Origin of the sequence: Paenibacillus sp. FSL R7-0026, from assembly GCF_038004485.1 — a bacterium.
Taxonomy (GTDB): Bacteria; Bacillota; Bacilli; order Paenibacillales; family Paenibacillaceae; genus Paenibacillus; species Paenibacillus xylanexedens_A.
In genome coordinates this window covers 4,297,654-4,312,092 of the sequence record NZ_JBBORG010000001.1, presented here as the reverse complement: position 1 = coordinate 4,312,092, position 14,439 = coordinate 4,297,654, and the positions used below count along the sequence as shown (strand labels likewise).

The following is a 14,439-nucleotide window of genomic DNA, read 5'->3' as shown; positions in this document are numbered from 1 at the left end:
TTTGCAGTTTCTTCGTTCAAACAGGTTAGCCAATTTGTATTGGTTAGCCTGTTTATGTTTTATATGAAAAATCAGTCTTAGAATAATAGGCTGGAAGATGGGCATAATGCTTTAACACAAAGGCAACTTCATGAATATACTTATCGGGAGAAAACAATAGGAGGGATTAATATGAAGGATCAACATTATCCGGGCGTACCAATGAAAGGGACAGTTGCTGATTACAACTGTAAAGGAAATAAAGGAATGAACAAAATGAAAGCGTATTCATATAATGCTAGAATTTGTCCTATCATTTGTATTACTCAGGAGCCGACTGCGAATGAGGGTAATGTTGTTGATTTTTCAATCCTATTAAAGGACACTTCGGATGTTCTATATTCGCGACCGGTAAATGGTAATACCCTGCTCACGAAGGAGTTGAGTTCCCATGTCTATGACTGAAAATATTGCTCAGGCAGCACTCGACGCAGCGATGAAGGCAAACAGGGCCGTTGCGCCTTATGATTATTGCGATGCAGAAACCAGACGGATGTACACGCCTCAATTTGATAAAAAAATGGACAATCCTATGTATACCGCTGCAATGGCGGGTCTTCAATCGATCTATTGGTTTCGGGCGATCAAAGTAAAGGGGCTTATCCCTGATGCAAAAGCAGATTATTATGCTACGTATTCTACCAACCATAATCACATCGGAGGAATTGGACTAGCCTACTCGAACAGCCCGACAGGACCATGGACCAAACACGGACAGGTGTATCTCGATACTGTGGTTGGGAATTCGACGGAAACTCCATTTGTGATCTGGAACGATGAAGAACAATTGTTCTTTATGTATTATCAACAAAACGGACTGGGGATCAATCAATCAACGGCACTTGCGACCTCTGTAGACATGATTAACTGGACAAGAGTGGGTTTGATTTTGGACAAACCTCCCGGGTTCCCAGGTGATGGTCATACCGGATATTTCTCGTGTTTCAGAAATGGTGGCAAATGGATCGGTTTCTCAGTGATGGGCGGTGGGGACTTTGGTCGTAAATGTATCTGGCATTCGCATGACGGACGTAGCTGGTTAGCTGATCCAAGACCATTAATGGGTGGGAATGATGCCACTTTAAGTGCAGGAGAAAACATTTCGAGACCCAATGCTGGTGTATTTATGTACAAAGGGAGCATGTGGTGGCTGGGCATGTTATCGGCTTATGCTTCCGGTGGGGTTACGACTGTAGCTCGGCCTGCCATTGCCAAGATCAGCGCAGACTTTCGTCAACTGCTGGACAAACCTACAGATATATATTTTCCGGCATTGACTTGGGAAACGACCAACATGCAATCCTTGATGGTGTCCGTTATGGACGGTGTAGTGTACGTGTATTATAATACCGATCATAATATCGGTGTAGCCTATTCGGTGGGGGTGTAGAGATGATTATACGTGATGCAGCGGGTCAGATCGTGCCCTTTGGAAAGGTCCACAAACAGCTTGTGGCCGATTTTCTTTACGGAACGTTACCGGATTGGGTGGAGGTGGTGGGCAACCCTACGTTTGAGCCTTTGCCCGACAGAGGAACCATAACCGTTACAACACCGACAACAGCAGGAGCCACGGCAGAGTTGAAAATGAAACATCTGATTGACAGCTCGAAAGTAACCGCAATTGCAATCACTTTGGAAGCGCTACAATTAAACGGGAACATTGGAATCTCAGTTCAGGTTGGCATTAAATCAAAGGATAGCAAGGCCGGAATCACCTTTTTTCAAAACGTAAATCAGAAGTATGGTATGGTCCGTGCCTATAAAGCAGATGGAACGTACACGGATTTTAATCAAAACATGGTGTTCTTCACCACACATGGCGTAGCAGGAGATGAAGCACAGAACCGTAAGAATCTCACTGTGCTGCTCTGTACAGGGTTACAGTTCTCAGCTGGGTTCGAGAGACCGTCCGTATGGCTTGGTGCGGATGATCAATATGGCGGTGTTGCTGCTGACCTTAGCGGTGGGGTGTTCCAACATGGAGAACTGCAATGTCTTTTAAAACTGACTACAAGTAAGGCCGAGGCCAAGTATTTCAAATGTGCACAGATGAAAGTGGATATCTGGAGTAATTAATCAAACTGGGAAGATGTCTGAAGATGAACAAGGTACATGATTTGTATTGGAATGACGACGAGAATAGATAGATTATCTGCATGGATCAATAAAAGACATACGTGCAGTAATTTGGTACCTAAACACGGACACTTTGAAAATGAAGTGCAGTGTTTGGGTACCATTTTTATTTAGAGAATGAAATCAGGCCAAGTTTGGTGGATACAGCGAACGCCTCAGAAAGTGCTCTGACTCTATGTTTGGGCTGTCCGGGGTTAGAGATGAATTATTCTCCAAACGTGTTTTAAACTATATTTTTTTTTATATTAACTATTTACATACACAATTAAATTGTGTACAATGTAATTGTTAGCGATACAACAGAAGTCAAAATTAAGTCAAAATAAATCTAATCAACTAAAGGAGTTTTCACAAATGAAAACATTATATGAAACAACAGTCATCAATACAGGTGGACGTCAAGGCATCGTACAATCCCCAGATAACGTGTTTATGTTGGATGTTGCTGCACCACCTGAACTCGGAGGACAAGTGACGACAGCTACCAATCCGGAGCAGTTGTTTGCAGCAGGGTATAGTGCTTGTTTTAACTCCGCACTGGAGTTTCAATTGAAGAAACACAAAGTTGAAATTGAAAGAAGTACCGTAGCTGCAACCGTAATGCTGGTGACGGACTCTGAGGATAACGGCGTGAAGCTTCAAGTAGATTTGGAAGTTAAAATTCTTGGTCTGGATGAGGAGACAGCACAGAAGTTTGTGAAACTTGCCCATGACTACTGCCCATATTCCAAAGGAATCAAAGGAAACGTGAATGTTAACGTGGAACTGGCGTAATCACTGATACTATTTGTTGTTGATAAGAAGCCTCCGAGAAATCGGAGGTTTTTTTGGTGTTTTGTGCATAAAAATCAATTTCACACTCAATTGTGGGTTATAATGGTAGTAAGTTTACACAAAACTGCTGAAAGGGGAATGTACTTATGATGGATTTTGGCAAACCACCCCATGGCTCTGAGACCGATACCCACCGTCAGCGTCATCAGGAGAATGAACAGAAATACCTGTCCGGAGGCAAGAGCATTTGGTATGAAATCAGCAACTGGCTCATTCTCGGAGGTATCCTCCTTGTCATATTTTTATTATTTAAATACGTTTTCTAAATAGACACACAACCGGGCGAATCCCCATATGATGCATTACATCAGTAAGCACTTGGGGAAATGGGGAATCCGGGATGGCAAAAGCAAAGGGTAAGAAAGCTCCCGCATTAAAGAGTGATAAAATACGTGTATCCATGAAGTTGGTCACATCGGATGTATGTGAGAGATGTAAGACACCATGTACACGAGGCATGGATTACGCTGCACGTATGAGAATTGAAGGGGCTTTAGGCAAGGGCGTTCCCTGTATATTGACCCGCCATACTTCTTCATAAACTCTTCGTATAATCCCGTATATATAACAATTATAGATCAGGGGCATCCTTTAATGAGGATCGCCTCTTTTTGTGCATTCCAAGGGGTGGAAAAAATTCTGGATAAAAAATGAAAAATGATGAAAAACAGCGCAACTTTGTGGATGAATCTGCAGTATAAATGTACAACAGCTAGCAGCAGGGGAGGGAATATTGACGGGATGAAATGGAAACGAATATTGCTTTGTGTCACGGTATTCTCCTTGCTCGGCGGGTCTTTATTGTTTGCTGATTCGGTGAACGAGAAGATTCGTGTTCTCATTAACGGCAAGGAAGCAGCTGATGGAGGTTATCTCATTGATGGAACGACCTATGTACCTGTAAGGGAAGCCGGAGGCGTCGTCAAATGGGACAGCAGTAACAAGAGAGTAACGGTGATCAAACCGAATGTACATATTTTTCTCTTCAAGGGAGACACTGTATTTGGCAACGTTAACGTAGGTAAGCTGAAATTTAATGTATTTTCACAAGTGGACAGTCTGACAGCAGATGTAGCTGCGGTGAAAGTAACGATTACCAATCCAAGCGGTCAGGTGAAGGATATCCAGTCGCAGGAGCTTACAACCCAGAAGGATAACTTCTGGTTCCGCACATATGATTTTACGTACGATTTCAGTCGTGCCGGCAAGTATCAGGTCGGCTTTCATATTAAAGAAAATGCAAACAGCAGCTACGTCCTGGTAGCGGAGAAAATCATTACAGCGCTGAACGATTGAAGCGAAAATTACCCTGTGAGTTAAATTGACCTGGGTCATTGAACATGTTACGATATGCAAGGTTACACAATTTCTATTTATAAAGCGAGGTATTTCAATGAGCGATCACACACATGAACACGGCGATGGCTGCGGATGCGGGCAAGACCACGACCACGACCACGAGCATGAAGAAGTCCTTCTCACATTAACAGACGAGAACGGCCAAGACGTGGAGATGGTTTTGGTGGAGACGTTTGACGTGGAGAAGCATGTTTATGCGCTCCTGCTGGAACGTAACAATCCTGAAGCTGACGGCATCATCCTGCGTATGGAAGAAGAAGACGAGGAAATGGTGCTCTACAATATTGAAGACGAAGAAGAGTGGAACCGCGTTGAAGCGGCTTACAACGAACTCGTTGCATCACAAGAATAGTCATTCTTTTGGAACATAACATGAAGGCTCCTTGATCTCAGGGGGCCTTTTGTTTGTTTTTTAAGAGGTATACGAGCATTTACACCACCGGTTTGAACGACGAAATAGACGGGAAAATGCAAACTCGCTTGTCCCATAAAATAAAAAAAGGACCAAGCTAGGGCTTGGTCCTTTAAGTTTATCCCATGCACAGCGCAAGGGGGTTGTTTTAGAAAATGGCATCGGCTTCCACGATCACTTTAACGTTGGTTACGCTGCGATCTTCGGGTCCTTTGACGGGTAATCCAACTTCGACATGATCGATGATGTAGTCGATATTTTCCTGGGTGATAACCTCACCCGGCAATAGGATCGGAATTCCTGGCGGATAGACATAGATGAATTCCGAGATAATACGTCCTGCGGATTCCTTAAACGGAATCACTTCGGTATCACCGTAGAATGCATCACGTGGAGTCAGCATCAACTGTGGAATATCCGGAACTTTTACTACCAGTTCATGGGCCGGGTTCACTTGATAATAGGTACGGGAGAGATCCTGCAAAGCGTTCAGCAAGATATCTACACTATTATCCGTATCTCCTGGTGTAATGAGACACAAAATATTGTACATATCACTAAGTTCAACCTCGATGTTGTAATGTTCACGCAGCCAGTTCTCTGTCTCATACCCTGTAATACCCAGATGGCGAACATGGATCGTTACTTTGGTTGGATCATAATTGAAGGTCGCTTCTGTACCCAGCAGCTCTCTACCGAAGCAATACAGGCCATCCATATCGTTAATCGAACGTCTGGCAAACTCAGCTAGTTCAATCGCCTTCTGTGCAATCTCACGACCGTGGAGTGCCAGGTTGCGTCTTGATGTATCGAGTGAAGCAAGCAAAATGTATGAAGTTGATGTTGAGGTGAGCAGACTCAGGATCGTCTGTACACGCTGTGGATTCACGAACCCATTCTTTGTGTTCAAGTTGAGTACGGAACTTTGTGTCATGGAGCCACCAAGCTTGTGAACACTGGTTGCAGCCATATCGGCACCTGCTGCCATCGCAGACAACGGCAGATCCTCATGGAAATGAATGAGTACGCCATGTGCTTCATCAACAAGTACTGGGACTTGGTAGCTGTGTGCCAGCTCAACAATCTCTTTAAGATCGGTAACCACGCCGTAATAGGTCGGGTTAATTACAAGCAATGCCTTGGCATCTGGATGACGCTCAAGTGCGCGACGGATAGACTGTGTAGTCACTCCATGGTCAATGCCCAGATTGGCATCTTGTGAAGGAGAAACAAATACGGGTTTGGCGCCTGAGAAAATAATGGCGGACAGAACCGATTTATGCACATTACGGGGCACAATAATTTTGTCACCTGGTGAACATACAGACAGAATCATGGTCATAATGGCACTGCTTGTGCCTTGTACACTAAAATAGGTATAATCGGCTCCGAAGGCATCTGCTGCCAAAATCTGTGCTTCCTGAATGACACCGGTTGGCTGATGCAAGTCATCCAACGGTGCGATGTTAATCAAATCTATGGAGAAGGCATTATCGCCAATAAATTCACGGAATTCGGTATCCGCTCCCAATCCTTTTTTATGGCCCGGAATATGAAACTGTACCGGATTGAGTGCCGCATGATTTTTTAAAGCGGTAAACAGCGGCGTACGGTGGTGATTCATCAGTGCTGTCACAACCCTTCCTAATAAAATTGGTAAACAAAGATGAGTATAGCAAATTAAGAACCGAATGCAACAGTATAAATCGACAATTTTTTAAATTGCCGAGATTTGGGCACATTCCCCACGGTTACACTAAGGATAGGGAATAGGCAAATGAACACCGAAAGGGGAAAAAGAATGCAAACCGATACAAAACCAGCCAAAATTTTGCGATCACCATTTTTTATCGCGATGTGGTTGACACTTTTTCTAGTTGAAATTATCAAAGGGGCTCTGTTGGTAGCTGTTTTGCCCGTGTATATGGATAATATTCTGGGTCTGTCCGCAGGCGTTATTGGTGTGGCATTTGCTCTTCAATATTTGGGAGATAATCTGTTCCGGGCGCCTTCCGGCTGGGCAGCAGAACGGATCGGGTTCCGCGCAACGATGGTTACAGCATTAATCTGTACCTTAATCGCTGTTATTATGATCCTTTTTCTCAAAAGTGCCGTTGGACTGGCCATGGCCTGTCTGATTCTTGGCATTGGTACGTCACCGCTCTGGCCTTGCGCCATGACAGGCGTGACGGCGATGTCAGGCCCACAGAACAAGAATGGTACAGCAATGGGTGCGCTGGAGATGGCTGCTCTGGGTGGTACAGGGCTTGGACCTATAGGCATGAACTGGCTGCTGGAGCGCACGCATCATGATTATCGCACCATTTTTCTTGTATTAATGGGGTGTGCCATTCTCGTTATTCTGGTGGCCATGATTCTTCCTGGACGTGTCATTGTTGAAGGAGAGCATGCCGAGCAAGCAGCGAAGAATAGTGATGTGAAATATCCAGCCAAACCGAATTTGCTCACGCCGTTCATCCGGCTGCAAAAGAGTGTGAAGGGCACACTGCAACGGGTACGCAGCACGCTTAATGTTAATCCACTGGTGTATCCTGCCTTGTTTATGCAGTCGTTTGTCATCGGGCTGCTCAGTCCAGTAATCACGCTATATACACGCACAGATCTGCACATCTCGCCGAACCTTTACAGTTTGTTGCTGATTGCGGGTGGTGGAATAACTGTTATTGCTTTACTGCCTGTAGGTAAAATGGTAGACAGGTTTGGCACGAAACCGTTCCTGAACATTGGTTTTTTGATGGCGGCGGCCAGTCTGTTTGCATTCTCCTCCATAACATCCATTCCAGTGGTGTTTGGTATTGTCATGCTGGTGGGCATCAGTTATGCCATGATTTTGCCCGCCTGGAATGCTTTTGTAGCCACACTGATTCCCAAAGGAGAGCGGGGTGCGATCTGGGGATTCTTCCTTACATTGCAGGGATCAGGCATGGTTGTAGGACCTATTGTTTCTGGACTGCTGTGGGACCACGTGAGCCATCCGGCTCCATTCATCGGCAGTGCCATTGTTATGGCAGGACTTGCCGTAGTGCACTTTGTGTTATCCCGCAATCCGTTTCGCACCGCTCCGGCCAAATAAGCAAAAGAAAAGGGAGTTCCACCAACCATCTTGGTTGTGGAGCTCCCTTTTTTGCGTCCGTTATATCACGATAATCGGGGGCTTGCCCCTGTGCGTCTGCGGAAAGCTGCAATCCGGCGGTCCTTTCGGTGAAAAATAGTCAAATAACCAAGTACCCTTACATAAAATGAAGTATAAAATAGGGTAAGCCGATTGAGTAGAAGCGATTGAAGACGAGGGCCGGAGTTGATCCGGTACAGATGGAGGGAGTGCCGTGAATAAGAGTTATGAAGTTGAATATTGCAATCTGGAGCTGCGGTTCAACCGTCGGCATATCCAAAATTTGATCAGAGACCTTATTCGTGAGGGATATTCACTATATTGGAGCGAGGACGAATCCTTTTTTATCCTGTCAGTCCGGACCGGCCGCAAGCTGGTAAAGCTCCGCTTTCAACAGACACGCACGGGGAACTACAAGATGACTGGAGATTATATCATTAAGGATGCAAAACTTGCAGAGTGGCTGGAGAAGCTGATTGGAGATACACGCGGGCATGCGGTTGTGAAGCGGTTCAAGGATCAGCAGATGACCGTGGAGAACATTTTATTCGGTGAAGTGATTCGGCTCGTGGAAGTTTCCGGATTCAAACAGCGTGTCATTTTTCAAAAGGAACCTGCGCCGACGGCGGAAGAGATGGAAGAAATGTTCCTCTCGCGTGAAGGCGAGGAAAGGCTCATGTTGTTGCGCATGGAAGTGGACGATGAACTGGAACGCCTGCATACGGCAGTTCAGCTGAATAATACAGAAAAGGCAAACGCCTGCCGCGAAGCATTGAAACAGTTGTCCGGACATCTGTTAATGCTGGAAGGTTGATGAATATCGCTTTTGAAAGTCATCTACATTAGAGCCCCGGCGCAAGCCAGGGCTCTATTTTTGTGCCTGACGGGCATCACGGACGACAGGGGTTGATGATGGAATATTGCGAGCTTTCAATCCAGGCATCAAATTCATCCAATCCTTTGGTGAGCAACAGGTTGGCTTCAAAAGAAGTGATGGGTACTGCCCACAGTAATGCTATCGTTTCATGACCCACATGAATCTGTTCGAGGGATTCTTTTTCTCCCCGCAATTCATCAATGAGAAAGGCAGTCGCATTCCATCGGGCTGGTGCTAATTCGCTTGATTCCATCACACGGGGAACCGTTGAATCCGGCACATTTTCGATGTGATGGGAGATCAGATCGACCAGGTAGGTGTTGACACGCTCGACCTCTTCACCGCCAAGATCCGGTTGCAGCGCAAGCATCCATTCAGCAGCTACAAGCTCTCCTGAGGGCCGCATTGCCTGAGACAACCCAACCGTCACGAATCTTGCGATGCCAGATTGAATTGTGGCAGGAAAATAATAGATTTCTACATGAATGTTTCTTTCTGGCTTCGAAAGAACGATCCTGAGCTTTGGCACCCCCCATTCATTCATATACGCCCCTAGAAGAAATGTTCTTCGAATATCCAGGGAAAACCGTTCCTCTTTTGAGAGCTGCTCTAAGGCCATTATGTACACTCCTCCTTTTTGTTCGAATTTCATTGGATATAATTATAACATTGTACAATACAATATTGGATTAATAGGATTACTTTGGCATGATCTATTGTCTTCACGGTTCTATTTATGAAAATACGATGAACACCTCAGCAGATTGGGGTGTTTTCTCGTTGCGTAGCTGTGCCACGGGGTTCACTTCTATACATAAAACCGTTAAAATGGGAGTATTGTTGAGAATTTATTTCAATAAAATTAATTGGAGCAAAGGATGGAGGACCAGATGACAAAACAACAAATTGGCGTAATTGGCCTGGCTGTCATGGGCAAAAATTTGGCCCTTAACATTGAAAGCAAAGGTTTCTCAGTATCGGTATTTAACCGTTCCCCGGAGAAAACCAATGATCTTCTGAAAGAAGCTGAGGGTAAAAACCTGACAGGCTCATTCTCCATTGAAGAGTTCGTAGCATCCCTGGAATCCCCGCGCAAAATTTTGATCATGGTACAAGCCGGCAAAGCGACCGACGCTACTATTGAACAACTGCTTCCTCACCTGGATGAGGGCGACATCATCATTGACGGAGGGAACGCATACTTCCCTGACACGCAACGTCGCAGCAAAGAGTTGGAAGACAAAGGCATTCGTTTCATCGGTACAGGTGTATCCGGTGGTGAAGAAGGCGCACTGAAAGGCCCTTCCATCATGCCAGGTGGACAGGAAAGTGCTTATAAACTGGTTGAACCGATCCTGACGGCGATCTCGGCCAAAGTCGGTGACGATCCATGTTGTACATATATTGGACCTGATGGTGCCGGACACTATGTGAAAATGGTGCATAACGGTATCGAGTACGGAGATATGCAGTTGATTGGTGAAGCGTACCACTTGCTCAAATCCGTATTGAACGTTTCTGTTGAAGAGCTGCACGCGATCTTTACGGAATGGAATCAAGGAGAGCTGGATAGCTACCTGATCGAAATCACTGCAGATATCTTCTCCAAATACGATCCGGAAACAGGCAAACCAATGGTTGACGTCATTCTGGACGCGGCTGGACAAAAAGGAACAGGTAAATGGACAAGCCAAAGCGCGCTGGATCTCGGCGTACCATTGTCCATGATTACGGAATCCGTATTCTCCCGTTTCCTGTCTGCCATGAAGGACGAGCGTGTAGCAGCTAGCAAAATCCTGAATGGACCAGCAATTGAAGCGTTCTCCGGTGACAAAAAAGCGTTCATCGAGAGCGTTCGTAAAGCCCTCTTCGCAAGTAAAATCGTATCCTACGCACAAGGATTTGCACAAATGCGTGCGGCTTCCGACGAGTATGGCTGGGATCTGAAATACGGTAACATTGCCATGATCTTCCGTGGTGGCTGCATCATCCGTTCGCAGTTCCTGCAAAACATCAAGGAAGCTTATGATAAAGACGCAGCACTGAAAAACCTGCTCTTGGACCCTTACTTCCAAAACATCGTTGAGTCTTATCAAGGCGCATGGCGTGAAGTTGTAGCGGCTGCTGTAAAACAAGGTGTTCCGGTACCTGGCTTCTCCAGCGCTCTTTCTTACTACGACAGCTACCGTACAGAGCGTTTGCCAGCAAACTTGCTGCAAGCTCAACGTGACTACTTCGGTGCTCACACGTTCAAACGTGTGGACAAAGAAGGCAGCTTCCACCACAACTGGATGGAGTAGTACCACATATACAAGTCTATTAGATTTGGTCAAAGTGCCCCTTTAAGTGGCAGGTTTGGCCTGCTAAGGGGCTCAAAAGAGGTTTGGCGTTCCGGTGATTGCCGGTTAACGCTGGGCCTCTTTTTTACTGTAAATAAGCTCATTGGAGTTCGTTAGGTTGCTGGATGATTACTGATTGAGATGTTTGGGGCTCAAAACTGCTTGAGGGTGATCTGACGTAGGCTTAGATGCCGGGAGTTACTTAATCTGTCTTGGAAGTACTTGCGGATGGACGAAAGGAAGTCGGTGAGGAGATGGTCTTTCCCAGTCCGCAGGGCTGTGTTATGATAGGACAAAAGTGCTCACGAATTGCTTTAATTAAAGGAGTGTACACCTTGAGCAAGTCTAACAATATTATTCTCATTGGTATGATGGGAACCGGCAAATCAACCGTCGCTGACATGCTTGCACGCGAGCTTGGTTATCGATTGATTGATGTGGACACCGCGGTGGAAAAAGAGGAAGGCTGTACGATTCCGGAACTGTTCACTGGCAAGGGAGAGACGTATTTCCGTGATGCCGAGAGCCGCATGTTATGCTCGGTGCTGGAGAAAAAGTCACAGGTCATAGCGACCGGAGGTGGCGTGGTGCTGCGTTCGGATAATTGTGACGTAATGTCGAAGAATGGTTGGGTTGTTGCCCTGACTGCTGACCCGGCAGTGATTGTAGAACGTGTTAGCGGCTGTGACAATCGTCCGCTTCTTGCAGGCAATGCAGAGGAACGCATCAAGACGATTATGGAAGAACGGAAAGACGCATATCGGTTCGCACATTATACGGTGGATACAACTGAGTTATCCGCTGCTGAAGTGACTCGTTTAATTTTAGCGCATTACCGCGTCTAAGCTTGTTATCATGGAAGTTTAATAGTTGATAGGTGGTGGCAGATATAACAAAACGGGCCATATAGGCCCGTTTCTAGGAGTGGAGCAGAGCAAAAGTCACAAGGTTACAAATGCTTCGCTTCTCTCCGGGTTTCTCTAGTCTTCCTGTTGCCACTGAAGCATACCGCCGACCATGTTTGTACAGCCTTCATATCCCAGTTGCTGCAGATATTCACATGCACGCTCACTGCGGTAACCGCTGCGACAGATGATCACGATCTCGCCTGATTTCTCAATCTCGGACAGCCGGTCTGGAATCTGTCCAAGCGGAATATGCTTGGCTCCTTCGATCATGCCTTGCGCGACTTCATCGTCCTCGCGGACGTCTATCATCTGCAGCTTCTCTCCCGCCTGTAAACGGCGGCGCAGCTCAGACGTTTCAATTTCAGCTATTTGTGTCATATTCAGGTCCTCTTTTCTGTATGGACTTAACGCTATAATGATACCCAAGCGATGCACGGAATGTCAATTTGGCCACAATATAATCAATGAAGGAGAATTTCATCCATGGACGTTATTGTTAAACCAACCCCCACGCTGAACGGGGAAATCGGGGCTCTGTCCTCCAAAAACTACACTACTCGCTATTTGCTGGCTGCTGCGCTGGCAGAAGGCACAAGTACCATCCATTTCCCGGCACACAGTGAAGACAGTGATGCCATGCGCAGATGTATTCGTGATCTGGGGGCAGTACTTGAAGAAGACGACAGTAAGATTGTGATCCAGGGCTTTGGCAGTCATCCCCGTGATGTGCGTGAATTAAATGTTGGGAATGCGGGTGCTGTACTTCGTTTCCTGATGGGCGTTACAGCGCTCTGCCCTGACGTTACATTTGTGAATACGTACCCGGATTCACTGGGCAAACGCCCCCATGATGACCTGATCGATGCGCTTGGCCAATTAGGTGTAGAAGTACAGCACGAACAAGGACGCTTGCCGATTACAATCAAAGGTGGCAATGCCAAAGGTGGACACATTCGTGTATCCGGCTCCGTCAGCTCCCAATATCTGAGTGCATTGTTGTTTGTTACGCCGTTGCTTGCAGAAGACAGCACCATTGAAGTACTGAATGACCTGAAGTCCAAGGTCGTTATCGGACAGACGCTGGAAGTGCTGGAGCAGGCAGGCATCGTTATCCATGCAAGTGATGATTACATGTCCTTCCGTGTACCAGGTGGACAGGCTTACCAGCCAACGACCTACACGGTTCAAGGGGACTATCCGGGCTCGGCAGCCGTTCTTGCCGCAGCAGCGGTTACACAGTCTGATGTGAAAATTCTGCGCCTGATGGAGCAGAGCAAACAGGGTGAACGTGCCATCGTTGACGTTCTGCGCATGATGGAAGTGCCCTTGACACATGAGAACGATGTTGTACACGTTCAAGGTAATGGCAGACTGAAAGCGATCGAATTCGACGGGGATGCCGCGACGGACGCCGTTTTGGCTATGGTAGCCGCAGCTGTGTTTGCGGAAGGCACGTCACGGTTCTATAATGTAGAGAACCTGCGTTACAAGGAATGTGACCGAATCACCGATTATTTGAACGAACTGCGGAAGGCAGGAGCGAACGTTGAAGAGCGTCAAGCTGAGATTATCGTACATGGACGTCCAGAAGGCGTTGAAGGCGGCGTTGAGATTAACGCTCACTACGATCATCGCGTAATTATGGCGCTCACTGTCGTTGGTCTGCGTTCCAAGGAGCCGCTTCGTATTCGGGATGCACACCATGTAGCCAAGTCTTATCCGCAATATTTCGATCATTTGCAGGCGCTTGGCGCCTCGGTTCAATGGGTAAAAGAGTAAATAACTGAAAACCTGTTTTTTGAACACGCACTTTAATCAGAAAAGGATGGTGCTTGAACATGGAATTTAACAACCCTACTCGTGAAGAAATTGGACAACTTTTGCGCAAGGCAGGCAACATCGCAGTCGTCGGCTTATCAGACAAATCAGATCGCACTTCCTATATGGTGGCAGAAGCCATGCAGAGCAGAGGTTATCGCATCATCCCGGTTAATCCACAGGTGCAAGGTGAAATCCTTGGCGAGACGGTATATGCCACACTCGCGGATATTCCAGAGCCGGTAGACATTGTCAATGTGTTTCGTCGCGAAGAGTTTTGCGCGGATGTCGCTCGTGACGCCGCTGCCATCAAAGCCAATGTGCTATGGCTGCAACTTGGCATCCATAGTGATGAAGCGGTCCAGATTGCTGCAGAGAACGGCATGACAGCGGTAACGAATCGTTGTATCAAGGTAGAGGATTCCATCGTTCTGCGCGGCGCTGGACGCGGCTGAGAGGCTCGTTCACCTGTGATCGAATGATCTCCTGATCTGTCCCAATTGAATGAACACAGGATGAATCCCGTTAACTTGAAGTTGACGGGATTTTTTCTGCTCTATTTTTGCCGTATTAATTACCAA

16 protein-coding genes are annotated in these 14,439 nt (G+C 46.5%); 13 read left to right on the top strand and 3 right to left on the bottom strand.

The features are described from left to right. The first annotated feature begins 171 nt into the window (after nucleotides 1–171). The 7 genes from MKY44_RS19025 (at nucleotide 172) to MKY44_RS18995 (ending at nucleotide 4,723) form a co-directional block, all read left to right on the top strand. Complete coding sequence (locus MKY44_RS19025; RefSeq protein ID WP_338587901.1) at nucleotides 172–444, top strand: hypothetical protein; 273 nt, start codon at nucleotides 172–174, stop codon at nucleotides 442–444. Continuing rightward, the gene (locus MKY44_RS19020) at nucleotides 431–1,429 is read left to right on the top strand and encodes a hypothetical protein (RefSeq protein WP_341008158.1); all 999 of its coding nucleotides are present in this window, start codon (nucleotides 431–433) and stop codon (nucleotides 1,427–1,429) included. Before MKY44_RS19025 ends, MKY44_RS19020 begins: the two co-directional genes overlap by 14 nt. Before the next feature lie 2 nt (nucleotides 1,430–1,431). Next, nucleotides 1,432–2,118 carry a hypothetical protein gene (locus tag MKY44_RS19015; protein WP_341008157.1) on the top strand — a complete coding sequence of 229 codons (687 nt, stop codon included), beginning with the start codon at nucleotides 1,432–1,434 and terminating at the stop codon, nucleotides 2,116–2,118. 414 nt (nucleotides 2,119–2,532) lie between these two features. Then, complete coding sequence (locus MKY44_RS19010; RefSeq protein ID WP_017687397.1) at nucleotides 2,533–2,952, top strand: organic hydroperoxide resistance protein; 420 nt, start codon at nucleotides 2,533–2,535, stop codon at nucleotides 2,950–2,952. 146 nt (nucleotides 2,953–3,098) lie between these two features. Continuing rightward, a complete protein-coding gene (locus tag MKY44_RS19005) occupies nucleotides 3,099–3,278 on the top strand; it encodes a hypothetical protein (RefSeq protein ID WP_310336912.1) in 180 nt (59 codons plus the stop codon). 475 nt (nucleotides 3,279–3,753) lie between these two features. Beyond that, nucleotides 3,754–4,308 carry a copper amine oxidase gene (locus tag MKY44_RS19000; RefSeq protein WP_036614723.1) on the top strand — a complete coding sequence of 185 codons (555 nt, stop codon included), beginning with the start codon at nucleotides 3,754–3,756 and terminating at the stop codon, nucleotides 4,306–4,308. Nucleotides 4,309–4,405: 97 nt separating this feature from the next. Then, the gene (locus MKY44_RS18995) at nucleotides 4,406–4,723 is read left to right on the top strand and encodes a DUF1292 domain-containing protein (protein WP_036614722.1); all 318 of its coding nucleotides are present in this window, start codon (nucleotides 4,406–4,408) and stop codon (nucleotides 4,721–4,723) included. Between the two features lie 208 nt (nucleotides 4,724–4,931). On the opposite strand, the gene MKY44_RS18990 is transcribed toward MKY44_RS18995, so the two are convergent. Then, complete coding sequence (locus MKY44_RS18990; RefSeq protein ID WP_026080977.1) at nucleotides 4,932–6,407, bottom strand: aminotransferase class I/II-fold pyridoxal phosphate-dependent enzyme; 1,476 nt, start codon at nucleotides 6,405–6,407, stop codon at nucleotides 4,932–4,934. A gap of 177 nt (nucleotides 6,408–6,584) precedes the next feature. Here MKY44_RS18990 and MKY44_RS18985 point away from each other — a divergent pair, with 177 nt between their 5' ends. Continuing rightward, nucleotides 6,585–7,877: an MFS transporter gene (locus MKY44_RS18985; RefSeq protein WP_341008156.1), complete on the top strand. Its 1,293-nt coding sequence runs from the start codon at nucleotides 6,585–6,587 to the stop codon at nucleotides 7,875–7,877. Between the two features lie 253 nt (nucleotides 7,878–8,130). Then, nucleotides 8,131–8,730 (top strand): hypothetical protein, encoded by a 600-nt coding sequence (locus tag MKY44_RS18980; RefSeq protein WP_076328050.1) that lies wholly within the window; start codon nucleotides 8,131–8,133, stop codon nucleotides 8,728–8,730. A 76-nt stretch (nucleotides 8,731–8,806) separates the two neighbouring features. On the opposite strand, the gene MKY44_RS18975 is transcribed toward MKY44_RS18980, so the two are convergent. Continuing rightward, complete coding sequence (locus tag MKY44_RS18975) at nucleotides 8,807–9,412, bottom strand: suppressor of fused domain protein (RefSeq protein WP_341008155.1); 606 nt, start codon at nucleotides 9,410–9,412, stop codon at nucleotides 8,807–8,809. A 271-nt stretch (nucleotides 9,413–9,683) separates the two neighbouring features. On the opposite strand from MKY44_RS18975, the gene gndA reads away from it, so the two are divergent. Both gndA and MKY44_RS18965 read left to right on the top strand, forming a co-directional pair. Continuing rightward, nucleotides 9,684–11,093 carry an NADP-dependent phosphogluconate dehydrogenase gene (gndA, locus tag MKY44_RS18970; protein ID WP_341008154.1) on the top strand — a complete coding sequence of 470 codons (1,410 nt, stop codon included), beginning with the start codon at nucleotides 9,684–9,686 and terminating at the stop codon, nucleotides 11,091–11,093. A 374-nt stretch (nucleotides 11,094–11,467) separates the two neighbouring features. Next, nucleotides 11,468–11,977 carry a shikimate kinase gene (locus tag MKY44_RS18965; protein WP_255319713.1) on the top strand — a complete coding sequence of 170 codons (510 nt, stop codon included), beginning with the start codon at nucleotides 11,468–11,470 and terminating at the stop codon, nucleotides 11,975–11,977. Nucleotides 11,978–12,112: 135 nt separating this feature from the next. On the opposite strand, the gene MKY44_RS18960 is transcribed toward MKY44_RS18965, so the two are convergent. Continuing rightward, entirely contained in the window at nucleotides 12,113–12,418 is a 306-nt protein-coding gene (locus MKY44_RS18960; RefSeq protein ID WP_017687407.1) for a rhodanese-like domain-containing protein, read from the bottom strand. A gap of 105 nt (nucleotides 12,419–12,523) precedes the next feature. Between MKY44_RS18960 and aroA the strand changes: the two genes are divergently transcribed. Both aroA and MKY44_RS18950 read left to right on the top strand, forming a co-directional pair. Beyond that, nucleotides 12,524–13,819, top strand: a complete 1,296-nt coding sequence (gene aroA, locus MKY44_RS18955; RefSeq protein WP_341008153.1) for a 3-phosphoshikimate 1-carboxyvinyltransferase — start codon at nucleotides 12,524–12,526, stop codon at nucleotides 13,817–13,819. Between the two features lie 59 nt (nucleotides 13,820–13,878). Continuing rightward, on the top strand, nucleotides 13,879–14,313 hold the full coding sequence (locus MKY44_RS18950) for a CoA-binding protein (protein WP_017687409.1): 435 nt from the start codon (nucleotides 13,879–13,881) through the stop codon (nucleotides 14,311–14,313). Nucleotides 14,314–14,439 lie beyond the last annotated feature (126 nt).